Genomic DNA, 20,538 nt, shown 5'->3' with positions numbered 1-20,538 from the left:
ACGCCTGGAGCCGTTGGAGTCATGGTTCGTTAGGCAGAGAAGGAGCTACCGCACCCGCAGCCGCCGGTGGCGTTGGGATTCTTGAATGTAAACCCGGACCCCTGCATCGACGAGACATAATCGATGATGACCTGGTTGATGTACTGCGCCGAGAACGGGTCCACGAACATCCGGAACCCATCCTGCGGCAGGATGTAATCGTCGTCGGCGGGCTGGTCCTCGATGAGCAGCCCGTACTTGAAGCCGCTGCAGCCGCCGGGCTGCACCGACACGCGCAGGCCCCCGACCTCCGCGGCCACCCCTTCGGCCTCCATGAAGCGCTTCACCTCGACGATGGCGCCCGGGGTGACAGTGACCAGCAGTTCCGGTTCCAGATTGGTGCTCACGTTTTCCTCCATTGCGACGGATCGCAAATTGCGACTGGACTGCTCGTGAATCTAACGTGCGCCCCCGGGGCATTCAAGAACGGTCGCTCCTTCGGCGCACCCCTCCAGCGTCCCGAGCACCGCGTCCGCCACGGCGACCCGGACCTGACCGATCTTCGTGTTCTGCCGGGTCGGGTTCACCCGGTTGGTCAGCAGGATCACGAAGACGTCGTTCCCCGGATCGACCCAGAAGGACGTCCCGGTGAAGCCGGTGTGCCCGAACGCGGCCGCAGACATGCGGTGCCCGGCCGAGTTCGATCCGCTCGGCTTCTCCCATCCCAGCGCCCGGTGAGACAGCGACGAGTTCGGCCGCGCCGTGAACCGCTCGATGGTCGCCGAATCCAGCACCTGGACCCCGTCCAGGCGCCCGTGCCCCAGGTACATGCGCGCGAGGCGCGAAAGATCGGCCGCCGTGGAGAAGAGCCCCGCGTGTGCCGAGATCCCGCCGAGCGCGAACGCATTCTCGTCGTGCACCTCGCCGCGCAGGTGGCGCTGGCGCCAAGGGTCGACCTCGGTCGGTGCGATCCGCTTCACCAGCGACCGGGGAGGAAGCCAGCGCGTCTCACGCATCCCGAGCGGGCGGAAGACCTCTCGCGTGACGTACGCGTCGAACGAGGTGCCGCTCACCCGCGTCACGATCTGCCCCAGCAGGATCGCGCCGAGATCGCTGTAGACCATGCGCACCCCGGGGAGCGTGTCGAGCGGGGTCGCGAACACCAACTGCATCGCCTCGGCCGCCGAGTTGGCCTCCTTGTACAGGGGGCGCCACGATGGGAGACCCGACGAGTGCGTCAGGAGGTGCCGCACCGTCACCTGGTCCTTCCATCGTCCGGTCCACTCGGGGAGGTAGCGCTGCACCGGGGCGTCGAGGTCGATCTTCCCCTCCTGCACCAGGCGCATCACTCCCGACGTCATCCCCACCACTTTGGTGAGCGAGGCCAGGTCCCAGAGCGTCCGCTCGTTCGGGACCGTGGGGTCGGCAGCGTCGAGGTGCCCGACGCTCGCCTGCGCCAGAATCCCGTCGTGGCTCCCCACGAGGGCGATGGCCCCCGGGAACGCCGAATCGCGCATCGCTTGCCGCAGGACGCGCTCGAGTCTCCCCTGCAGCTCCGCGACGTCGACCCGGCGCGCGGCCGCGGCCTCGGCGCTCACGCGGGGGAGTGGGGGGATCGAAGGTCCCTGGCCCGGAAGTCGGCACGCGGTCGAGGCCAGGAGCAGGGCGAGGGGGGGGAAGGCTCCGGCGACCAGCCGGTGGAACGACCGGCCCTGGAACGGCGCCTTCGCCCCTCGGTTCGACGGAACGGGATGTACGGGCATCGCGTGTGTGGCGTGAAGAGTTGCGCGAACGCTCGTGTGGGAGCACCTTCGCCCGCAAGGGTCTCCGCCGACAAGATCGTGCGTCATCACCCTCATACCCCGGAAGCTCATGCGCAGATTCCTCCTCGTGGCAATGCTCTCGATGGCTGCGTGCTCGCGGCAGGTCACGGTCGAGACCGCCCCGGCCGCCGCCGTCGAAGTCTCCCTGAAGGTCACGAACAATGCCTCGCAGGCCGTGACCGTCTACGTGACGTATGCCGGGACGGAGCTCACCCTCAGGTCGGTCGCCGCTGGCAGCACCGAGCTGGTCCCGGTGCGTGGAGTCCCTGCGGGGAGCACGGTGCGCCTCCGTGCGACGCTCGCCGATGGCTCGCGCTCGTACACCCGTGACGGTGTGGTCCTCAACGGGGTATTCGAGTGGCAAGTGCCGTAGTGACAGGGTTGTAAGTGCTTGCGGGCAAGCGTACTTTCAGGGGCTTCATGTGCATCGAGTGTGCACCTGAGGCCCCTTGCGTCAGGCGCCCCCATCTTCCCGTGACCACACCGACGGCTTTTCGCAACCGTTCCGCATGAAGAGTCTCTGGGAAGCGATCATTCGCGGTTACCTCCGGGTGATCGCCCCGGTGGCGGACTGGATGGTGCGTCGACGCATCAACCCCAACGCGATCACCACGGTTGGGACGATCTGCTCCATGACGGCCGGGGTGATCTACGCCATGGGGCATATCTCCGTGGCCGGCTGGGTGCTGGGGCTCACGGCGCTGTTCGACGTCCTGGACGGAACCGTGGCCCGTCGCACCGGACGCTCCACCGTCTTCGGTGCCTTCTACGACTCCACGCTCGACCGAGTCGCCGACGGGGCCGTCCTCGGGGGGCTCACGATCTTCTTCGCCCGCAACGACGTCCACCAGAGCATCCCGCATGTCATGGGGACGCCGATGGTGGGCGTCCTGCTGATGGGGATCATCGGGACCTTCCTCACCTCCTACACCCGTGCGCGCGCCGAAAGCCTCGGCATCGACGCCAAGGTGGGGATCCTCCAGCGCCCCGAGCGGGTCACCCTCCTCTCGGCTCCGCAGGCCTTCTTCGGGCTCGCCCTCGGCGGATGGGTCCTCATCGTCATCTGCGTGCTCCTCTCGGTCACCGCGTGGATCACGGCGGTGCAACGCATCATCTTTGTTTACCGCGTGACCAAGGCGCCGGCTCTCGACGCCGATGCGTCCACGTCCGCCCCCGCGGCGCCGTCCGACGGCGCCGACGTGCACCGCCCCGCCCCCGCGGGGCAGGGCGCACGCTGAATTCGTCCTTTCAGGAGAAACGTCCGTGCAGGGTTCGTCCGCATCCTCACCGCGCGTCAACATTCGCCCCGCCACCGGCAAGCTCGGCATCCTCACGCCGGGGCTGGGGGCGGTCGCCACCACCTTCATGGCCGGGGTCGAAAGCGTTCGCCGCGGGCTGAGCCAGCCCATCGGCTCGCTCACCCAGATGGCGACCGTACGCCTCGGCAAGCGCACGGAGAACCGCGCGCCGCTCATCAAGGACTTCGTCCCCCTCACGCCACTCTCCGACATCGTGTTCGGCGCCTGGGACCCCATCGCCGACGACGCCTACACGGCGGCCAAGAAGGCCGGCGTGCTCGACGACAAGGACCTCGAGCCGCTCAAGGACTTCCTCTCGACGATCGTCCCGATGCCGGCCGTCTTCGAGTCGCGCTACGTCACCCGGCTGACCAACACCACCAACGTCAAGACGGGGAAGACCAAGCGTGACCTGGCCGAGCAGCTGCGCCAGGACATCCGCGACTTCAAGGCGAAGCACGGCCTGGATCGCGTCGTCGCCGTCTGGTGCGCCTCCACCGAGGTGTTCATCAAGCCAGGGCCGCAGCACGCGACCATCGAACAGTTCGAGCGCGCGATGGAGAGCAACGACGAGGCGATCGCGCCGTCGATGCTCTACGCGTGGGCCTGCCTCATGGAGGACGTGCCGTACTGCAATGGCGCGCCGAACCTGGCGGTCGACACGCCGGCCCTGATCGACCTCGCCAACAAGCGGGGGATCCCGATCTCGGGGAAGGACTTCAAGACGGGGCAGACGTGGATGAAGACCGTCATCGCCCCCGGCATCAAGGCGCGCATGCTGGGGCTGGCCGGGTGGTACTCCACGAACATCCTCGGCAACCGCGACGGCGAGGTGCTCGACGACCCCGCGTCGTTCAAGACCAAGGAGGAGTCGAAGCTCTCGGTGCTGCACACCATCCTGCAGCCGGAGACGTACCCCGAGCTGTACAAGGACTTCTCGCACGTGGTGCGGATCAACTACTACCCGCCGCGCGGCGACAACAAGGAAGGTTGGGACAACATCGACATCGTCGGGTGGATGGGCTACCCGATGCAGATCAAGGTGAACTTCCTCTGTCGCGACTCGATCCTCGCGGCGCCGCTCGTGCTCGACCTGGCCCTCCTCTCCGACTTCGCGCACCGTGCGGGGATGAAGGGCATCCAGGAGTGGCTGTCGTTCTACTACAAGAGCCCGATGGCGGCCCCGGGACTCCAACCGGAGCACGACCTGTTCATCCAGCAGACGAAGCTCAAGAACACGCTCCGCCACCTCATGGGTGAGGAGCAGATCACCCACCTCGGTCTCGAGTACTACGCGTCATGATCCGGCGACTCCGGCTCGCACTGGCGGCGGGCATCATCGCGATGGGCGTGGCGGCCTGCGGCCCCACGGGCGAGCGGCCACAGGTCCGCCTCTACACCGAGGACTACTCGGTGGCCATCTCGTTCGATCCGACGCCGCCGTGCGCGCTGGAGCAGGTGCAGTTCACGATCGTCGTGCGTGATGCCAAGACCGGGGAGCCGATCGAGGGAGGCGAGGGACGCATCTTCGCCACCAACGAGGATCGCAAGAGCACCGACAACGGGCTCACGCCCGGCAAGGAGCTCGGTACCTATTACTCCTCGCTGATGTTCGTCAATGCCGGGACGTGGGCCATCGGCTTCCAGTTCCGGCGCGATTCCACCCAGCGCCTGCAGCGCGCCAACGATTGGATGCAGCAGGTCCTGGCCGAGGCGCCTCCCGGACAGGAGTGCAACAAGTAACCGATGCGTCATTTCTTCCGCACGCACCTTACCCCGGCCGAGGTGATGGAGTCGGCCGATGCCTTCTTCGCCGGCCTGGGGCTGGCCACGACCGCCAGCGCGCCGCGCTCGCGAGGCTTCCAGGGCGTCGTGGGCACCCCCGAGGTCACGGCCCGCATGAGGCTCTCGGCCAGGTCCGAGGGGGGGCACTACACGTTCGTCGAGGTCGAGACGGACCAGATCGGCGAGAGCCGCCTCGATCGCAACGTGAAGAAGTTCTTCCTGCAGCTGCACCGCCAGGACGATCCGCGCCACGTGCTCGAGGGGTCGTACTGAATGGCGGGACGACAGACTGAGGGCGCTCGGCAGGGAACGGGAAAGCACGGGGGAGGGGGACGGGCGATCCGCACGGTGGCTCCCGCGGCCGCCGGCGGCGGGGTGCGCCCGTCCGACGCGCTCACGCGCGAGCAGAAGCTCGAGCTGTATTACTGGATGCGCCTCACGCGCACGCTCGAGGAGCGGCTCGTCGCCCTCTACCGGCAGACCAAGGTCGTCGGCGGGCTCTTCCGCTCGTTAGGGCAGGAGGCCGACGCGGTCGGGAGCACCTTCGCCCTCGAGCGCCGGGACATCATGTCCCCCCTGATCCGGAACATGGGGTCGATGCTGGTGAAGGGGGCCACTCCGGTCGAGATCCTGCGCCAGTACATGGCCAGGGGCGACTCGCCGACACGCGGGCGCGAGCTCAACATCCACTTCGGCGACCTGGAGCGCGGCTTCATCGGCCAGATCTCGCCGCTCGGGGACATGGTGCCCGTGATGGCCGGGGTCACGCTCTCGTTCAAGATGCGGGGCGAGGATCGCGTGGGGCTGGTGTACGTCGGCGACGGCGCCACCTCCACCGGGGCATTTCACGAGGGGATCAACCTCGCCGCCGTGCAGCGGTGCCCGCTCGTGGTCGTCGTCGAGAGCAACCAGTACGCGTACTCCACGCCGACCGAGAAGCAGACCGCCGCCCGACAGATGATCGACAAGGCCCCCGGGTACGGGATCCACAGCGAGCAGGCCGACGGGAACGACGTCCTCGCCGTCTATGATGCGACGAAGCGCGCGGTCGACCGCGCGCGCCGCGGGGAGGGGGTGACGCTGGTGGAACTGATCACCTACCGCCGCAAGGGACACGCCGAGCACGACAACCAGTCGTACGTCCCGGCCGGGGAAGCGGAGTGGTGGGCCGCCAACAACGACCCGATCGACCGCTACCTCCAGGTGATGCGCGACTCGTTGGGATTCAGCGACGACGAGATCGCCGCCACCGATGCCCGCGTGCGGACGGTGGTGGACGAGGCGACAGACGTGGCCGAGGCATCGCCGCTCCCCGAGCCGCTCGACGCACTCGTGGGCGTCTACGCCGAGCCGCCGTCGGCGCCTCCGCTCTGGTTCCGCGAGGGAGCGCGTGCGGCCGTGGACGAGCACGAGCGCGCCGAGGGCTGGGGGACGTGGAACGGGGCGTCGGGGGAGGGGAGGGGCTGATGTCGGAGATCACCTACCTCGAGGCGATCCGCCAGGCGCTCGCCGACGAAATGGAGCGTGACCCGGCCGTGTTCTGCATCGGCGAGGACATCGGCGCCTTCGGGGGGGCGTTCAAGGTCACCGACGGGCTGCTCGACCGCTTCGGGGAGGGGCGGGTCATCGACTCGCCCATCTCGGAGATCGGGATCGTGGGCGCCGCCGCCGGCGCCGCCCACATGGGGATGCGTCCGGTCGTGGAGATGCAGTTCATCGACTTCATCGCCAACGCCTACGACATGCTCACCAACTACGTGGCGACGGCACGGTATCGCGCCTTCCTCCCCTGTCCGATGGTGGTCCGCGGCCCCTCCGGTGGATACGTGCGTGGTGGCCCCTTCCACTCGCAGAATCCCGAGGCCGGCTTCATCCACACGCCAGGGCTCAAGGTGGTCTATCCGGCCACCGCCGAGGATGCCTACGGCCTGATGAAGTCCGCCATCCGCGACGACGACTGCGTCCTCTTCTTCGAGCACAAGTATCTCTATCGGCGCATCAAGGGGCGACTCCCGGCAGGAGATGGCGCCGTCCCGATCGGCAGGGCGCGAGTGGCCCGCGAAGGGACCGATCTGTCGATCATCACCTATGCCGCGACGGTCCACAAGGCGCTCGAAGCCGCCGAGCAGCTCGAGCGAGAGGACGGGCTGTCCGTCGAGGTGATCGACCTCCGATCGCTCGCCCCGCTCGACGACGACGCGATCGTCGCGACGGTGAGGAAGACCAATCGCGTGCTCGTGGTCCACGAGGACACGCGCACCGGAGGGATCGCCGGCGAGATCACGGCGCGCATCAACGAGACGTGCTTCGCCTGGCTCGACGCCCCGGTGATGCGCGTGACGGCCCACGACGTTCCGCTCCCGTACGCTCCCGCGCTGGAGGACTATGTCCTCCCCCAGGTGAGCGACGTGGTCCGCGCCGCGCGCTGGGTAGCGAGGTACTGATGGCGGATGGGAGAGCGGAGTCGGGAGAGGGGGGGCCGGGGCGACCGCGTGGGGGTGGAGGCGGAGCCGACACGCCGCAGGCGAACGATGAGGCGATCGCCTTTGGGCGGAAGTTTGGGCTGGGGTGCTTTACCTTTGTGATCGGCTTCTTCAGCGGCGGCATGGTGGCGGTCCTCCTTGGCCGCATCGTGGCGGGACTGCGCAAGGCGCCGTCGTGCGAGGGGCTCCCCCTGTGCGATTGGTACGTGTACGTGGGCATCGGCGGGGTAATCGGCGCGATTACGCTGCCGGCGCTCGTCCTCCGGCGCCTCACCGGGAAGCGTTGAACGTGTAGCGGCCCCAAGCCGCTTCGTGAGCAGGACGGCGCGGAGGCGCCGGGAACCACCGTCGGCGCGAAAGCGCTGCGCATCTGAGATGGCGCAACGGCGCCGCGGACAAATAAATAAACGAAAGGGAGGTCCTTTGGCTCGCATCGACGTGGTGATGCCCCAGATGGGCGAATCGATCGCCGAGGGGACGATGTCCCGCTGGCTCAAGAAGATCGGCGATAGCGTGAAGCGCGATGAGCCGCTCTTCGAGATCTCGACCGACAAGGTCGACGCCGAGATCCCGGCGCCGGCGGCCGGCGTCCTCGTCGAGATCCTCGTGACGGACGGACAGACCGTCCCCGTCCAGACGGTGGTCGCGCGCCTCGAGTCCGATGCGAGTGCTGCGGCGGCGCTCTCGGCCGCCCCCCCCAGCGCGCCGGCGGCATCGCCTTCGCCGGTCGCCGCGACGGCGACGCCGGCAGCTGCTCCATCGCCGGCGCCGGTGGCGCCCTCCGCCGCGCCAGTGGCTGCGCCCGCCGCCGCGCCGGGGTCGTTCGAGGAGCGCCTTCGCACCAAGTCCTCACCCCTCGTCCGCAAGATCGCCGCGGAGCACGGCATTCAGCTGGCCGGGCTGCAGGGGAGCGGGATAGCCGGCCGCGTGACGAAGAAGGACATCCTGCACGCCATCGAGTCGGGGAGCGCGACGACCGCCCCTGCGGCGGCGCCGTCCGGCATCGCCCCCGCGCCGATGGCGTCGATGTATGCCCCGGCCGGCTTCGGCTTCGAGCCCCCCGTCGTGACCCCCTGGCCGGGAGATGTCGTCGAACCCATGTCCAAGATCCGGCGCCTCACCGCCGGACACATGGTTTACTCGAAGCACACCTCGGCCCACGTCACCAGCGTCTTCGAGGTCGACCTGACCCGGGTGGCGCGGCTGCGCCACCGCATGCGCGCGGAGTTCGAGGCCCAGTACGGCGAGAAGCTCACCTTCCTCCCGTTCATCACCCAGGCGGTGGTGCAGGGGCTGCGGAAGTTCCCGGTGATCAACGCCGCGGTGCGCGGCACCGACATCGTCTTCCGCAAGCAGTACAACGTCGGCATCGCGGTCGCGCTCGATTGGGGGCTCATCGTCCCCGTCGTCAAGCAGGCCGACTCGCTGTCGCTCGTTGGGCTCACCCGCAACATCAACGACCTGGCCACCCGCGCGCGCGCCAAGAAGCTGAAGCCGGACGAGGTGCAGGACGCCACCTTCACCATCACGAACCCCGGCGTCTTCGGCTCCGTGATGGGGACCCCGGTGATCCCGCAGCCCACCGTCGCCATCCTCTGCCTCGGGAGCATCGAGAAGCGCCCCAAGGTGGTCACGGGGCCCGACGGCGAGGACACCATCGCGATCCGTACCTGCGCCTACTTCGCGCTGTCGTTCGACCACCGGATCGTCGATGGCTCCGACGCCGACCAGTTCATGGCCTTCGTCAAGAAGCAGCTGGAGACGATTCCCGAAACCGGGTTCTGAGCATGGCACGCGCCCTGGCCGAGCTGTGGTCCACCGTTCCCGAGGCGGCGCGCGCCGAGTTCCTGGCGCGCGCCCGCGCGCGCGAGGGCGCGCTCAAGGCCATCGGTGTGTACTACTGGGTGTTCGAGCGGTCGGACGCGCCGGGAGAGGTCGTGCAGTACATCGAGGCGAAGGATCCCGCCCTCCTCGAGCAGGCGCGGGCGATCATCGGGACACGCGGGGGAGAGCGTGAACTCCTCCTGCATCAACTGGAGCTCTAGGACATGCCGACGCGCAGCATCACCATCGATGGCAGGTCGTGGCGGGTCTTTCCGTCCGGCTACGTGACGCAGTACGATCGCGACGAGTTCGCCCTCCTCTTCGTTGCCGGCACCGGCGCCGACCGCGAGGTCCGCGTGACCCGCTACTCGCCGCACGGGGTGCGCTCGCGCGAGCAGTCGCTCGCCGAGATGCCCGAGGCCGACCTCGCGCGGCTCTTCAGGGAGTCGCAACCCGGGGTCATGTCGCCCGAGGCGGGCTACACGACGTGACCCTCCCTGCGGCGACGCCCGCGCCCGGTGACCTTCAGGCGCCGCGCGTCGACCTGCACATGCACTCCACCGCTTCCGACGGCTCGCTGGCGCCGCCCGAGGTGGTGGCGGCCGCGCTGGCGGCCGGGGTCCGCGCCATTGCCCTGACGGACCACGATACGGTGGCTGGCATTCCCCTCGCTCGTCAGGCGGCGCAGGGGTCCCCCCTGCGCATCATCGCCGGCGTCGAGCTGTCCGCCTACCAGGGGAACGACGAGACACACCTCCTCGGCTTGCATCTGGCGGATATCGAGGCGATGGACCACGACCTCCTCGCCTACCGCGAGGCCCGCCGCGACCGTGGCGCCCGGATGGTCGAGCGCCTGAACGCCATCGGCGTGAAGATCACCTTCCAGGACGTCCTCGATGCCGCCGCGGGCGGGGCGATCGGGCGCCCGCACGTCGCCCGTGCCCTCGTCGAGAACGGCTATGCCCGCGACAGCCGCGATGCCTTCGACCGCTACCTCGCCGTCGGGCGTCCAGCCTATCTCGACAAGCGTCGCCTCTCGCTGCGCGACGCCATCGGGATGGTCCACGCGTGCGGCGGGATCGCCGTCCTCGCTCATCCGGGGGGCGAAGGATCGTTGACCCGTCTCACCGCCCTCAAGGCGATGGGGCTCGACGGGGTGGAGGTCCTCCATCCCAGCCACTCGGCGGAAGACCGCAAGCGCCTCCTCGCCGTGGCCGACCACCTGGACCTCGTCCCGTCCGGCGGCTCGGACTCGCATGGCGCCACGACGGGGTCGCGCGCGATCGGCGCCCTCCCCGTCCCGCTCGCGTGGCTGGAGCGACAGGACGCGCGCGTCGAGGCCCGGCGTGCCGGTGTCGTCGTTGCCTGACGGGAAGGGCGCCGCGACGGGCGAGCGCGTGGCGCTGGTGACCGGTGGCGCGCGCCGGCTCGGCGCGGCGTTCACGCGCGCCCTCGCCCGGCGTGGCTACCACGTCGCCATCCACCATCGCCGGTCGACCGCCGAGGCCGATGCCCTCGTGCGCGAGATCGAGCGCGCCGGCGGGACGGCGCGCGCCTTCGTCGCCGACCTCGCCACCGCGGACGCCCCCGAGGCGCTGGTGCGCGACGTCGTCGCGAGCTGCGGGCGCCTGGACGTGCTCGTCAATTCGGCGGCCAACATGCTGCGCACCCCGGTCGGGAGCGTCACCGCCGCGCAGTGGGACGAGATCTTCTCGCTGAACGTGCGTGCCCCCTTCCTGGCCGCGCAGGCGGCCGCCGCCGTCATGCGGGAGGGGGGCCTCATCGTGAACATCGCCGACCTCGCCGCCTTCGAGACGTGGCGCGGCTACATCCCGCACGGGATGTCGAAGGCGGCCGTGGTGCAGATGACGCGCGCCCTCGCGCGGGCGCTCGCCCCCAACATCCGCGTCAACGCGATCGCCCCCGGTGTCGTGCTCCTCCCCGAGGGGTGGGAAGATGCCTCGGCCGAACGGTTGGCCTCCACCACGCCGCTGCGCCGGCTGGGGGGACCGGAGGACGTCGTGCACGCCCTCGAATACTTCCTCGATGCCACCTTCGTCACGGGCGAGGTCCTGGTCGTCGATGGGGGACGGCACGTCCGCCGCTGACCGGTCGCGCCGGCGCTGGCGAAGGGAACGCCCGGCGTAGCTCCCGGACATGTGGGGGAGCGGCGCGGGGCGCGCCGGTTCCACCACGCGCGCCCCGGCGCGAGATTACGGCAGCCGGCGCGGCACCGTCCGCGCCTTACTCACCGGGAGATGCACGTGGGCACGCACAACTACGAAGTCGTGATCGTCGGGGCAGGACCAGCCGGCATGACGGCCGGGCTGTACGCCGGGCGCTCGATGCTCAAGACGGTGATCCTCGAGCGTGGCGCACCGGGAGGGGAGCTCCTCAACACGGAGATGATCGAGGACTACCCCGGGTTCGAGCACGTCGAGGGGTGGGACCTGGCGCAGAAGTTTGCCGCGCACGCGGCGAAGTTCGGCGCCGAGTTCCACACGCGCAACGTCGAGCGCATCAAGCGCCTCGACGACGGGACATTCGAGACCACCTGCGACGACGGCGAGGTGTACCGCTCGCCGGCCGTGATCGTCACAGCCGGCGGCACCCCGATCAAGCTCGGCATCCCGGGCGAGAACGAGTACGCCGGAAAGGGAGTGTCGTATTGCGCGGTCTGTGACGGCGCCTTCTTCAAGGGACACACGATCGCGGTGGTCGGAGGTGGCGACGCGGCGTGCGAGGAGGCCGACTATCTGACGCGCTTCGCCGAGAAGGTCTACCTGGTCCACCGGCGCGATGCGTTCCGCGCCTCGAAGATCGTGCAGAAGCGCGTCTTCGAGAACCCGAAGATCGAGGTCGTCTGGAACACGGTGGTGGACGAGGTGCACGCCGACGACAAGGGGCTGGTCAGTCATCTCTCGATCCGCGACGTGGTGAGCGGCGAGGCGCGCACGCTCCCCGTGACCGGGATGTTCGTCTTCATCGGGTTCAAGCCGAACACCACGATCATCGCGGACCACGTGGACCACGATGCCACCGGGTACGTCATCACCGACTGGCACATGCAGACCACGATTCCGGGGCTGTTCGCCGCCGGCGACGTGCGCGTGCAGCTGACGAGGCAGGTCACCACGGCGGTGGGAGACGCGACCACCGCCGCGGTGGCGGCCGAGAAGTACCTCACGCACCTCAAGGACGCGGCGGGGGCGCTGGCCCCGGCAGGGGAGGCGAGCGCGTGAGGATTCGGGCGTTCGTCGTCGGGGCCTTCCAGGAGAATTGCTACCTCGTCTCCGACGAGGCGTCGCAGCGGGCCGTCCTGGTCGACCCCGGCGACGAGGGCGACCTGCTGGTCGACGCGATCCGCGCCGCGGGACTCACCCTCGAGGCCATCTGGCTCACGCACGCCCACCTCGATCACATCGGGGGGATCGCCGCCGTCACCCGGGCCTGGGACGTCCCCATCTACATGCACCCGGACGACCGCCCGGTCTACGCGTACGCCCCCCGGGCGGCGGCGATGTACGGTCTCCCCTTCGAGCTGGGCCCCGTCCCCGACCGCGAGCTGCACGAGGGCGACCAGCTGTCGTTAGGTTCGCTGCGCTTCGACGTCTGGCACATGCCGGGGCATGCCCCCGGACACGTCGTCATCCACGGGCACGGCGTCGCCTTCGGTGGCGATGTCCTCTTCGCCGGCTCGGTCGGGCGCACCGACCTCCCCCTGTCCGACGGCGTCGCCTTCCAGCGCACGCTGGAGCGCCTGCTCACCCTCCCGGCCGAGACGGTCGTCTACCCGGGGCATGGCCCCGAGACCAGCATCGGTGCGGAGGCCGCCTCGAACCCGTTCCTCACCGGGCTGGCGCGCCCGCTGCGGCGCTGACCCGGCGCGCCCGTGCCTCGCCTCGCGTTCCTCCCCTGGTTCTGGCTGGGCGCCGCGCTCCTCTTCGCGGTCGTCGTCGCCCCCGCCGCCTTTGCCGTCCTCCCGTCGCGCGCCCTCGCCGGGCTGCTGGTGGGCCGCGTCCTCCCGGTCCTCTTCTGGAGCGGCGCGGTGGTCGGTGCCTGCATGCTCCCCACGAGCGCCGGGTGGCGCCGCCTGGCGGCCCTCGTCCTCCTGGCCAGCTCGTTAGGCGCGCAGCTCGGCGTGGCGCCGCGCATCCAGCGCCTCCGCGCCGCCCTCGGCCCCGACCTCGAGGGCGTGGCCATCACCGATGCCCGCCGGGTCGCCTTCGGACGCCTCCACGCCGTCAGTGTGGCCCTCCTCGGCGCCGGGATGCTCGGCGCGGCGGCGCTCGCCCTCGTCCCCCTTTTCTCGGCGAGAGTGTCGGGAACTCCCGACGCCCCGGGTGTCACACCTCAGCACGATTCCACGCGTCGCTGACGCCCGCCACCACCACCGTCTCCCTGATGCCCATCTCCCGTCCGTCCCGCTACGTCTCGCGTACCCTCGGCGTCCTCGTGGCCGGGGTCGCCCTCGTCACGGCGTGCGACACCTCCGTCGGCTTCTCCCCCTCCCAGCAACGCTGGGGCTTCATCAACATCGCGGCCCTCAAGAACACGGCCGGCGAGTATCGCCTGGCCCCGAACGCCACCTTCTTTCGCGGCTCCATCACCTCGATTCCCGACGCGCGGATCCGCACCGACTCGTGCTTCGCGGTCGGTGACTACGTACCGCCCAGCAGCAGCAACTTTTCCGGCGTGACCTTTCTCGACGCCGGCGAGAGCATCTCGGCCAGGATCGGTGCTGCGACGACCCCCATCCCGCGCGTGACGTCGGGCGGCGCGCTCACCTACGCGCTCGGAACGGGGACGACGATCCCCTTCACCCCCGGTGACTCGGTCGTCATCACCGTCCCCGGCGTGGCTGGTGGCTTCCCCGCCTCGGAGATCCGCGGGCGCAGCGCCGAGCCGTTCACCCTCATCGACCCGATCACCCCCTCCACGACATCGATTCCCCTCAAGTGGACGGCGGCGACCGACGGCAACAGCGCCCTGATCGTCTCGCTGCAGTACACGCCGTCGGGAACGGGGGCCAAGACGCAGGAGATTCGCTGCGCCTACACCGACGACGGCGTCGATTCCATTCCGTTGCGACAGCACCAGGCGTGGTCGGCAACCAGCAATGTCGACCGCGCGGTGGTCCTCACCCGCCTCCGTACGTCCATCATCCCGGTCACCGACGGGGCCATGGAGATCATCTCGACCTTCGTCGTCCCGACGCCGACACCATAAGGGCTCGCGGGGCGGCGCCCGCCACCGGTCGCCGCCTCGCCGCCATTCACCCTCCGCCATGAGGGTCGCATGTCCCCGACCAGAACCGAGAAGGATCCGTTAGGCACCCTGGAAGTCCCCTCCGACGCGCTCTACGGCATCCAGACGCTGCGCGCGGTGCAGAACTTCCCCATCAGCGGGCTCCGTCCCCTCGAGCCGTTCGTCGTGGCGCAGGTGTGGATCAAGAAGGCGGCCGCGCTGACCCACATGGAAACGGGGCGCCTCGACCCCCGTCGCGCCGAGGCCATCATCGCCGCCGCCGACGAGGTGCTGGCCGGTGAGCACCGCGGCGATTTCGTCGTCGATCCCTATCAGGCCGGGGCGGGGACGAGCCACAACATGAACGCCAACGAGGTCCTGGCCAATCGGGCCAACGAGTTGCTCGGGGGGCGGCGCGGCGAGTACGCGCCCGTACACCCCAACGACCACGTCAACATGGCGCAGAGTACCAACGACACCATTCCGACCAACATCCGCCTGGCGGCCCTGTCGCAACTGGCACCGCTGGTCGCGGCGTTCCACGGGCTCCGTGATGCGCTGGCCGAAAAGGGGCGCGAGTTCGACGACATCGTCAAGGCGGGGCGCACGCACTTGCAGGATGCGATGCCCATTCGCCTTGGCCAGGAATTCGCCGCCTACGCCGGCTCCATTGACCGCGGCGTCCGCCGCGTGGTGGAGGCGGCGGAGTACCTGCGCGACCTGGGCATCGGCGGAAGCGCCGTGGGAACGGGGGTGACCGTCGAGTCGCAGTATCCCGCGCTGATGGTGCGTCACCTCCGGGAGATCACCGGGCTCGAGTTGCGCGAGGGGCGCGACCGAATCCAGCTCATGCAGAGCATGGGCGACGTGGCTGCCGTCTCGGCGTCCCTGCGCGTCCTCGCCATCGACCTCTCCAAGATCGCCAGCGACCTGCGCCTCATGGTGATGGGGCCGCGCACCGGGATCGACGAGATCGTGCTCCCAGCGGTGCAGCCCGGCTCGTCGATCATGCCGGGAAAGGTGAACCCATCGATCCCGGAGATGGTGAACCAGGTCTGCTTCCAGGTAATGGGGTGCGACACCACCGTTGCCATCGCCGCGGAGCACGGGCAACTCGAGCTGAACGTCATGATGCCCGTCATCGCGCACAACGTCCTGCTCTCCCAGCAGATCCTCACGAATGCGGCCAGGGTCCTGGCCGAGCGGTGCGTGAAGGGGATCGAGGCGCGCCGCGAGATGTGCGCGTACTGGGTGGAGCGCTCCGCTGCCCTGGCCACCGCCCTTGCCCCGCGGATCGGCTACGCCGCCGCCGCCGACTTGAGCAAGCGCTCGGTCAAGGAGGGGGTCCTCATTCGCGACCTGGTCAGGCGCGAGGAGATCCTCCCGCCGCAGGAGGTCGACGAGGTGCTGGACCTGAGGAAGATGACCGAGATCGGGGTCCCCGGCGGCGACCACGGCCCCGCGGCATCGGGATAGGCGTCAAGCCGCCGCAACGCCCCGCCCCCGAGCGGTGCGGGAAACGGGGAGTTTTTTTCTCGTCGTCTCGTTTTCCCGTCCGCTCAGCTTCTATATTTCGCCCATGCGCATCACCACCTGGGCGGAATACGGCCTCATCTGTGCCCTACACCTCTCGCGACGTCTTGGCGAAGGCCCCGTCACTGGTCGCGACCTCGCGGCGCGTGAGCGCCTCCCTGCCGACTACGTCGAGCAGATCCTGCTTCGGTTGCGTCGTGCGGGGATCGTCAGCAGCACCCGGGGCGCCAAGGGGGGGTATGTGCTTGCCCGCGACCCCGAAGAAGTCACGGTCCGCGAGGTCATCTCGGCATCGGAGCACGGCACCTTCGACCTCCACTGCGTCTCGCATCCCGTGGCCGAGGAACGCTGTTCCGAGTCGCAGAACTGCAGCATCCGTCCCGTCTGGATGATGCTGCAGCAGCGCATCGACGACGCGCTCGAGAGCGTCCGCCTGTCCGACCTGCTCCTCGACGAATCCGAGGTCAGGGCGCGCGTCGGCCTCCCGGTCCTGCAGGACTAGCGACCGGGAGCGCCGCGATGTCGCCGCGCCTTTTCGACGAGTGGCGGAGCGAGCGGCGCCTGAAGCGCGGGCTGGCCGCGTACATCGCGGCGCTCATGGCCGAGCCCGACGCCGACGACGTGGCGTGGATGGCGCATTCCGTCTGTGGTGGGGACGAAGACCGTGCGGCCTGGGAGCTGCGCTACGCCCGGCGCGCGCTGGGGCTCGTCGTCGCCCAGCGTGACGCCCTCGACGACCGCACCGGCTCGCTCGTTGCCCGAGAGCTTGCCGCCGCGCTGCAGGCCGACCGAAACATCGCGCCGGCGATGCTCAGGGTCGCAGAGCGGCAGTTCAACGATCGCCTCACCACCTACCGCGAAGTGCTCGCCGCGCGCACGCCGAGTGAAGGGGCAGGGGCGCGACTCGGCCGCGCACTCCTGATCATCGCCGGTGCGCCCCGTGCCAGCGACGACATCATCGCCAGGGCCGGAGACATCATGGCGCGCTTCGTCGGTGAGGCCAACGCGGAGCTCAGAAAGGCGGTCGGCACCCCCTCGCTTCCCGAGGATGTCCCCCCGTCCGCGCTCGGGCGCTGAGTCGGCTCGGTCTCTCCCTCCAGTACGCAGATCGGCGCGGCCCCGCAGGGAGCCGCGCCGATCTCGTTGTGTGCAGGTGCGCTCGGGGAGACTCGAACTCCCATGGGTGTTACCCACCGGCTTCTGAGACCGGCGCGTCTACCAGTTCCGCCACGAACGCATGTCCCGTCGCAGTTCGCATCGCTTCTGCTGCGCGGGAGGGGGAAGCTATCGGCGTCAGGGGTCCAAGTCAACGCGCCGTATCGTCTTACATCGCGACTCGGGCCGCGCGACGGGCGCTCACCGATTAGCTTGTGTCGTTGGCCCTGACGGCCCGCAGGGAACCCGGCGTTCGGGCGACGGGTGAAAGGACCGGAGCATTCCACACGCGAGATGGCCGAGAAGACCGAAGCGCCCGACCTCGTCGTCGTCGCGCGAAACCGCGACGCACGCCACAACTACCACATCCTCGAGACGTGGGAGGCGGGGTTGGTGCTGACCGGGACAGAGGTCAAGTCGCTGCGGAACGGGAAGGCCAACATCTCCGACGCGTACGGGATCGTGCGCGACGGCGAGGTCTACCTCCTCAACGTCAACATCTCGCCGTATGAGCGCGGGGGGTACGTCAACCACGACCCCACGCGGCTGCGAAAGCTCCTCCTGCACAAGCGCGAGATCCGCCGCCTCATCGGCGCGGTCGAGCGCGAGGGGCTCACCCTGGTCCCGCTGGAGCTCTACTTCGTGCGCGGGCGCGCCAAGGTTCGCATCGCCCTCGGCAAGGGGAAGAAGCTGCACGACAAGCGAGAAGACTCGCGGAAGCGCGACGCCGACCGCGAGATCGCCCGCGCGATGCGCCGCCGATGATCGCGCTCCTCGCCGCCGTCGCCCTGCTGCAGCAGGCGCCCGCCCTTCCGGCCGTCATCACGGTGCGCGCGGGAGAGCGTACGGGAAGCATCCCCGTCGTCTCGACCCGCCTCGGGGCGATGGTGCGCGGCGACGAGGCGCTCTCGCCGTTAGGCGCGGTCCTCCTGCGCGATTCCGCCGAGCGCTACCGATTGGTGCTGGGCGGTGTCGAGATCCAGCTGACGCCGGGACTCGCCTTCGCGAGGGTGCGCGGCGTCACGCATCCCCTCGGGTCGCCCCCCGCCGTGCTCGAGGGGCGGCTGTACCTTCCCCTCTCGCTCCTCACCGACCTCCTGCCGCGCGTCGCCACGGGCTTCCTCTACGACCCGGCGCTGGCCGAGATCCGTCGCTTCACGCCGGTCGCCGGCGCGCGGGCGCGCGACGAGGGCAACGGGCGTGTCGCGGCCAAGGCGCCGCCGCCGGCCAGCGCCCCGGCCTCGCAACGCCCGATCGCATCGCCATCACCGGCGCGTGCCGCGCGAGCGCGTCGTCCCGTGGTCGTCGTGGACGCCGGGCATGGGGGGCGTGATCGCGGCATGCGAGGCCCCCTTGGCTCCCGGCGCCCGGTGTACGAGGCGGACATCACCCTCTCGGTCGCACGACACCTTCGTGATGAGCTCCGCCGCCGGGGGGCGGAAGTCGTGATGACGCGCAATGCCGACACGCTCATCGCGCTCTCCGACCGGGGTCGCATCGCCAACCGCGCCGGAGGGGAGCTCTTCATATCGATCCACGTCAACGCGGCCAACCCTCGGTGGCGCAACCCGGGCGGGGCACGCGGCTTCGAGACCTACTTCCTGTCCGAGGCCAAGACCGACGACGAGCGCCGGGTAGCCGACCTGGAGAACGAGGCGAGGAAGTACGAGGTCGAGGCGGAGGCCGGCGACGGCGACGCGCTGAGCTTCATCCTGAACGACATGAAGCAGAACGAGTTCCTGCGCGAGTCGAGCGACCTCGCCGAGACGGTGCAAGGGGCATTGCGGCGGGTGCATCCGGGGACCGACCGTGGGGTGAAGCAAGCCGGCTTCGTGGTCCTGGTCGGCGCCTTCATGCCCTCGGTCCTGGTGGAGATCGGCTTCGGGACCAATGCGTCGGAGGCGGCCTACATGTCGGGCGACTCCGGTCAGCGCCAGCTGGCCAGCGCCATCGCCGATGCGGCCATGGACTACCTGGAGCGCTACGCGACGCGTCGCGCCGGGGGCGCGTCGCGATGAGTGCCGGCGACCGCTCCTCGCTGAGCGTTACCCTGGGGGGGATCGCGCTGCAGAACCCCGTCCTGCTGGCGGCGGGGACGGCGGCCTACGGCGAGGAGCTGTCCGAGGTCACCCCGCTGGACTCGCTCGGCGGCATCGTGACCAAGGCGGTGAGCCTGGACGTACGGAAGGGGGCCCCGGCGCCGCGGGTGGCCGAGTTTCCCGGTGGCATGATCAACGCCATCGGCCTGGCGAATCCCGGGGTGGAGGAGGTGCGACGCGTTCACCTGCCGTGGCTCGAGCGGTCGCTGACGCGGGCGCGCGTCCTGGTCAACGTCGTCGGGAATGCGGTCGACGACTTCGCGCGCGTCATCGAGCGGCTCGACGATGTCCCGGGCAAGGCCGGCTACGAACTGAACGTGAGCTGTCCGAACGTGAAGGCCGGGGGGATGGAGTTCGGGGCCGATCCGTCGGCGCTGGCCGAGGTCGTGCGGCGCGCGCGCGCGGCGACGGCGGCCCCGATCTTCGTGAAGCTGTCCCCCACGCTGGTGGACATCACCGCGGCGGCGCGCGTGGCGCTCGACCACGGGGCCACCGGCGTGACGCTCGTGAACACCCTCCCCGGACTCGTGATCGACGTCGCGCGCCGGCGACCGGCGCTCGGGTTCGGGACCGGGGGGGTGAGCGGTCCCGGACTCCTCCCCGTGGGGGTCCTCGCGACGTGGAAGGTCTGGAAGGCGACGAAGGCGCCCATCATCGGGGTGGGGGGGATCACGACCGCCGAGGATGCGCTGCAGTACCTGATGGCGGGGGCGACGGCGGTCGCGATGGGGACCGCCGGGCTGCGGGACCCCCGGCAGCCGGTGCGCATGGTGCGCGGGCTGGAGGCATGGTGCCGCCGCGAGGGGGTGCGATCGTTGGCGGAGGTAACCGGAAGCGTGGAGTGGCCGGCATGAACGCAACCCCGATCGTTGCCCTCGACGTCGCCAGTGCCGCGGAGGCGCTGGCGATCGTGGGACGCCTGGGCGACAGCTGCAATTTCTACAAGGTGGGGAGCGAGCTGTTCACCGCCGCGGGGCCCGACGTGGTGCGCGCGCTTCGCGAGCTCGGGCACGAGGTGTTCCTGGACCTCAAGCTGCACGACATCCCCAACACGGTGCGCGGGGCGGCGCGCTCGGCGTCGCGGTTGGGGGCGTCGCTCCTGACCGTCCACGCCTCGGGGGGGGTGGAGATGATGCGTTCGGCGGTGGCGGGGGCGGGGGAGGGGTGCGGGATCCTCGCGGTGACCATCCTGACGTCATTGGACGCTTCGGGGGTGGCGGCGGCATGGGGGCGCCCGGCGGGGGTTTCCGTGGAGGCGGAGGTGGAGCGGCTGGCGGGGTCGGCCAACCGGTGGCGGCCGCGGTGTTCGGGT

25 protein-coding genes, 1 tRNA gene and 1 pseudogene are annotated in these 20,538 nt (G+C 69.8%); 24 read left to right on the top strand and 3 right to left on the bottom strand.

The window, feature by feature from the left end:
* Positions 1-29: 29 nt before the first annotated feature.
* Entirely contained in the window at positions 30-398 is a 369-nt protein-coding gene (locus ABS52_13400) for a hypothetical protein (protein ID ODT02527.1), read from the bottom strand.
* 39 nt (positions 399-437) lie between these two features.
* Positions 438-1,637: a hypothetical protein gene (locus ABS52_13395; GenBank protein ODT02547.1), complete on the bottom strand. Its 1,200-nt coding sequence runs from the start codon at positions 1,635-1,637 to the stop codon at positions 438-440.
* Positions 1,638-1,851: 214 nt separating this feature from the next.
* Between ABS52_13395 and ABS52_13390 the strand changes: the two genes are divergently transcribed.
* The 20 genes from ABS52_13390 to ABS52_13295 all read left to right on the top strand — a co-directional run bounded on the left by ABS52_13390 (position 1,852) and on the right by ABS52_13295 (position 17,049).
* Positions 1,852-2,175, top strand: a complete 324-nt coding sequence (locus tag ABS52_13390) for a hypothetical protein (protein ID ODT02526.1) — start codon at positions 1,852-1,854, stop codon at positions 2,173-2,175.
* Between the two features lie 136 nt (positions 2,176-2,311).
* Positions 2,312-3,040 (top strand): hypothetical protein, encoded by a 729-nt coding sequence (locus ABS52_13385; protein ODT02525.1) that lies wholly within the window; start codon positions 2,312-2,314, stop codon positions 3,038-3,040.
* A gap of 25 nt (positions 3,041-3,065) precedes the next feature.
* Entirely contained in the window at positions 3,066-4,403 is a 1,338-nt protein-coding gene (locus tag ABS52_13380; protein ID ODT02524.1) for an inositol-3-phosphate synthase, read from the top strand.
* Positions 4,400-4,843 carry a hypothetical protein gene (locus ABS52_13375; protein ODT02523.1) on the top strand — a complete coding sequence of 148 codons (444 nt, stop codon included), beginning with the start codon at positions 4,400-4,402 and terminating at the stop codon, positions 4,841-4,843. The genes ABS52_13380 and ABS52_13375 overlap by 4 nt, the downstream gene beginning before the upstream one ends.
* 3 nt (positions 4,844-4,846) lie before the next feature.
* A complete protein-coding gene (locus tag ABS52_13370; protein ODT02522.1) occupies positions 4,847-5,158 on the top strand; it encodes a hypothetical protein in 312 nt (103 codons plus the stop codon).
* Positions 5,159-6,352, top strand: a complete 1,194-nt coding sequence (locus ABS52_13365; GenBank protein ID ODT02521.1) for a hypothetical protein — start codon at positions 5,159-5,161, stop codon at positions 6,350-6,352.
* Positions 6,352-7,329: a pyruvate dehydrogenase gene (locus ABS52_13360; protein ID ODT02546.1), complete on the top strand. Its 978-nt coding sequence runs from the start codon at positions 6,352-6,354 to the stop codon at positions 7,327-7,329. Before ABS52_13365 ends, ABS52_13360 begins: the two co-directional genes overlap by 1 nt.
* 137 nt (positions 7,330-7,466) lie before the next feature.
* Entirely contained in the window at positions 7,467-7,655 is a 189-nt protein-coding gene (locus tag ABS52_13355) for a hypothetical protein (GenBank protein ID ODT02520.1), read from the top strand.
* Positions 7,656-7,743: 88 nt separating this feature from the next.
* A complete protein-coding gene (locus tag ABS52_13350) occupies positions 7,744-9,153 on the top strand; it encodes a 2-oxoglutarate dehydrogenase, E2 component, dihydrolipoamide succinyltransferase (GenBank protein ODT02519.1) in 1,410 nt (469 codons plus the stop codon).
* A 2-nt stretch (positions 9,154-9,155) separates the two neighbouring features.
* Entirely contained in the window at positions 9,156-9,413 is a 258-nt protein-coding gene (locus ABS52_13345; GenBank protein ODT02518.1) for a hypothetical protein, read from the top strand.
* A gap of 3 nt (positions 9,414-9,416) precedes the next feature.
* A complete protein-coding gene (locus ABS52_13340) occupies positions 9,417-9,683 on the top strand; it encodes a hypothetical protein (GenBank protein ODT02517.1) in 267 nt (88 codons plus the stop codon).
* A 59-nt stretch (positions 9,684-9,742) separates the two neighbouring features.
* Positions 9,743-10,561, top strand: a complete 819-nt coding sequence (locus tag ABS52_13335; GenBank protein ODT02545.1) for a hypothetical protein — start codon at positions 9,743-9,745, stop codon at positions 10,559-10,561.
* Positions 10,554-11,300: a hypothetical protein gene (locus tag ABS52_13330; protein ID ODT02544.1), complete on the top strand. Its 747-nt coding sequence runs from the start codon at positions 10,554-10,556 to the stop codon at positions 11,298-11,300. Before ABS52_13335 ends, ABS52_13330 begins: the two co-directional genes overlap by 8 nt.
* A gap of 150 nt (positions 11,301-11,450) precedes the next feature.
* The gene (locus ABS52_13325; GenBank protein ID ODT02516.1) at positions 11,451-12,434 is read left to right on the top strand and encodes a thioredoxin-disulfide reductase; all 984 of its coding nucleotides are present in this window, start codon (positions 11,451-11,453) and stop codon (positions 12,432-12,434) included.
* Positions 12,431-13,072: a hydrolase gene (locus tag ABS52_13320; protein ODT02515.1), complete on the top strand. Its 642-nt coding sequence runs from the start codon at positions 12,431-12,433 to the stop codon at positions 13,070-13,072. Before ABS52_13325 ends, ABS52_13320 begins: the two co-directional genes overlap by 4 nt.
* Before the next feature lie 12 nt (positions 13,073-13,084).
* Positions 13,085-13,570 carry a hypothetical protein gene (locus ABS52_13315; GenBank protein ODT02514.1) on the top strand — a complete coding sequence of 162 codons (486 nt, stop codon included), beginning with the start codon at positions 13,085-13,087 and terminating at the stop codon, positions 13,568-13,570.
* 26 nt (positions 13,571-13,596) lie between these two features.
* Positions 13,597-14,421, top strand: coding sequence for a hypothetical protein (locus ABS52_13310; GenBank protein ODT02513.1), 825 nt, complete (start codon positions 13,597-13,599; stop codon positions 14,419-14,421).
* A gap of 69 nt (positions 14,422-14,490) precedes the next feature.
* A complete protein-coding gene (gene aspA / locus ABS52_13305) occupies positions 14,491-15,915 on the top strand; it encodes an aspartate ammonia-lyase (protein ID ODT02512.1) in 1,425 nt (474 codons plus the stop codon).
* Between the two features lie 103 nt (positions 15,916-16,018).
* The gene (locus ABS52_13300) at positions 16,019-16,474 is read left to right on the top strand and encodes a hypothetical protein (protein ODT02511.1); all 456 of its coding nucleotides are present in this window, start codon (positions 16,019-16,021) and stop codon (positions 16,472-16,474) included.
* 17 nt (positions 16,475-16,491) lie between these two features.
* Positions 16,492-17,049: a hypothetical protein gene (locus ABS52_13295; protein ID ODT02510.1), complete on the top strand. Its 558-nt coding sequence runs from the start codon at positions 16,492-16,494 to the stop codon at positions 17,047-17,049.
* 74 nt (positions 17,050-17,123) lie between these two features.
* Here ABS52_13295 and ABS52_13290 read toward each other — a convergent pair.
* Positions 17,124-17,209: transfer RNA gene (locus tag ABS52_13290), tRNA-Leu, on the bottom strand.
* A gap of 212 nt (positions 17,210-17,421) precedes the next feature.
* Here ABS52_13290 and ABS52_13285 point away from each other — a divergent pair.
* From ABS52_13285 to ABS52_13270, 4 genes and pseudogenes are all read left to right on the top strand, one after another.
* Complete coding sequence (locus ABS52_13285) at positions 17,422-17,892, top strand: SsrA-binding protein (GenBank protein ODT02509.1); 471 nt, start codon at positions 17,422-17,424, stop codon at positions 17,890-17,892.
* The gene (locus tag ABS52_13280; GenBank protein ID ODT02508.1) at positions 17,889-19,145 is read left to right on the top strand and encodes a hypothetical protein; all 1,257 of its coding nucleotides are present in this window, start codon (positions 17,889-17,891) and stop codon (positions 19,143-19,145) included. Before ABS52_13285 ends, ABS52_13280 begins: the two co-directional genes overlap by 4 nt.
* Positions 19,142-20,080 carry a dihydroorotate dehydrogenase B catalytic subunit gene (locus ABS52_13275; GenBank protein ODT02507.1) on the top strand — a complete coding sequence of 313 codons (939 nt, stop codon included), beginning with the start codon at positions 19,142-19,144 and terminating at the stop codon, positions 20,078-20,080. The genes ABS52_13280 and ABS52_13275 overlap by 4 nt, the downstream gene beginning before the upstream one ends.
* A gap of 89 nt (positions 20,081-20,169) precedes the next feature.
* Positions 20,170-20,448, top strand: a pseudogene (locus ABS52_13270) (orotidine 5'-phosphate decarboxylase).
* Positions 20,449-20,538 lie beyond the last annotated feature (90 nt).

It is taken from the genome of Gemmatimonadetes bacterium SCN 70-22, from assembly GCA_001724275.1.
Lineage (GTDB): Bacteria > Gemmatimonadota > Gemmatimonadetes > Gemmatimonadales > Gemmatimonadaceae > SCN-70-22.
This window is presented reverse-complemented; position numbering and strand designations above follow the sequence as displayed.

Excerpts from the sequence above, each read along its gene's own strand:
- ABS52_13390 (ODT02526.1), top strand. The coding sequence starts at position 1,852 with ATGCGCAGATTCCTCCTCGTGGCAATGCTCTCGATGGCTGCGTGCTCG.
- ABS52_13335 (ODT02545.1), top strand. The coding sequence starts at position 9,743 with ATGCACTCCACCGCTTCCGACGGCTCGCTGGCGCCGCCCGAGGTGGTG.
- ABS52_13375 (ODT02523.1), top strand. The coding sequence starts at position 4,400 with ATGATCCGGCGACTCCGGCTCGCACTGGCGGCGGGCATCATCGCGATG.
- ABS52_13340 (ODT02517.1), top strand. The coding sequence starts at position 9,417 with ATGCCGACGCGCAGCATCACCATCGATGGCAGGTCGTGGCGGGTCTTT.
- ABS52_13385 (ODT02525.1), top strand. The coding sequence starts at position 2,312 with ATGAAGAGTCTCTGGGAAGCGATCATTCGCGGTTACCTCCGGGTGATC.
- ABS52_13300 (ODT02511.1), top strand. The coding sequence starts at position 16,019 with ATGCGCATCACCACCTGGGCGGAATACGGCCTCATCTGTGCCCTACAC.
- ABS52_13400 (ODT02527.1), bottom strand. The coding sequence starts at position 398 with ATGGAGGAAAACGTGAGCACCAATCTGGAACCGGAACTGCTGGTCACT.
- ABS52_13285 (ODT02509.1), top strand. The coding sequence starts at position 17,422 with ATGGCCGAGAAGACCGAAGCGCCCGACCTCGTCGTCGTCGCGCGAAAC.
- ABS52_13310 (ODT02513.1), top strand. The coding sequence starts at position 13,597 with ATGCCCATCTCCCGTCCGTCCCGCTACGTCTCGCGTACCCTCGGCGTC.
- ABS52_13280 (ODT02508.1), top strand. The coding sequence starts at position 17,889 with ATGATCGCGCTCCTCGCCGCCGTCGCCCTGCTGCAGCAGGCGCCCGCC.
- ABS52_13365 (ODT02521.1), top strand. The coding sequence starts at position 5,159 with ATGGCGGGACGACAGACTGAGGGCGCTCGGCAGGGAACGGGAAAGCAC.
- ABS52_13325 (ODT02516.1), top strand. The coding sequence starts at position 11,451 with ATGCACGTGGGCACGCACAACTACGAAGTCGTGATCGTCGGGGCAGGA.
- ABS52_13295 (ODT02510.1), top strand. The coding sequence starts at position 16,492 with ATGTCGCCGCGCCTTTTCGACGAGTGGCGGAGCGAGCGGCGCCTGAAG.
- ABS52_13350 (ODT02519.1), top strand. The coding sequence starts at position 7,744 with ATGGCGCAACGGCGCCGCGGACAAATAAATAAACGAAAGGGAGGTCCT.
- ABS52_13345 (ODT02518.1), top strand. The coding sequence starts at position 9,156 with ATGGCACGCGCCCTGGCCGAGCTGTGGTCCACCGTTCCCGAGGCGGCG.
- ABS52_13370 (ODT02522.1), top strand. The coding sequence starts at position 4,847 with ATGCGTCATTTCTTCCGCACGCACCTTACCCCGGCCGAGGTGATGGAG.
- ABS52_13360 (ODT02546.1), top strand. The coding sequence starts at position 6,352 with ATGTCGGAGATCACCTACCTCGAGGCGATCCGCCAGGCGCTCGCCGAC.
- aspA (ODT02512.1), top strand. The coding sequence starts at position 14,491 with ATGTCCCCGACCAGAACCGAGAAGGATCCGTTAGGCACCCTGGAAGTC.
- ABS52_13275 (ODT02507.1), top strand. The coding sequence starts at position 19,142 with ATGAGTGCCGGCGACCGCTCCTCGCTGAGCGTTACCCTGGGGGGGATC.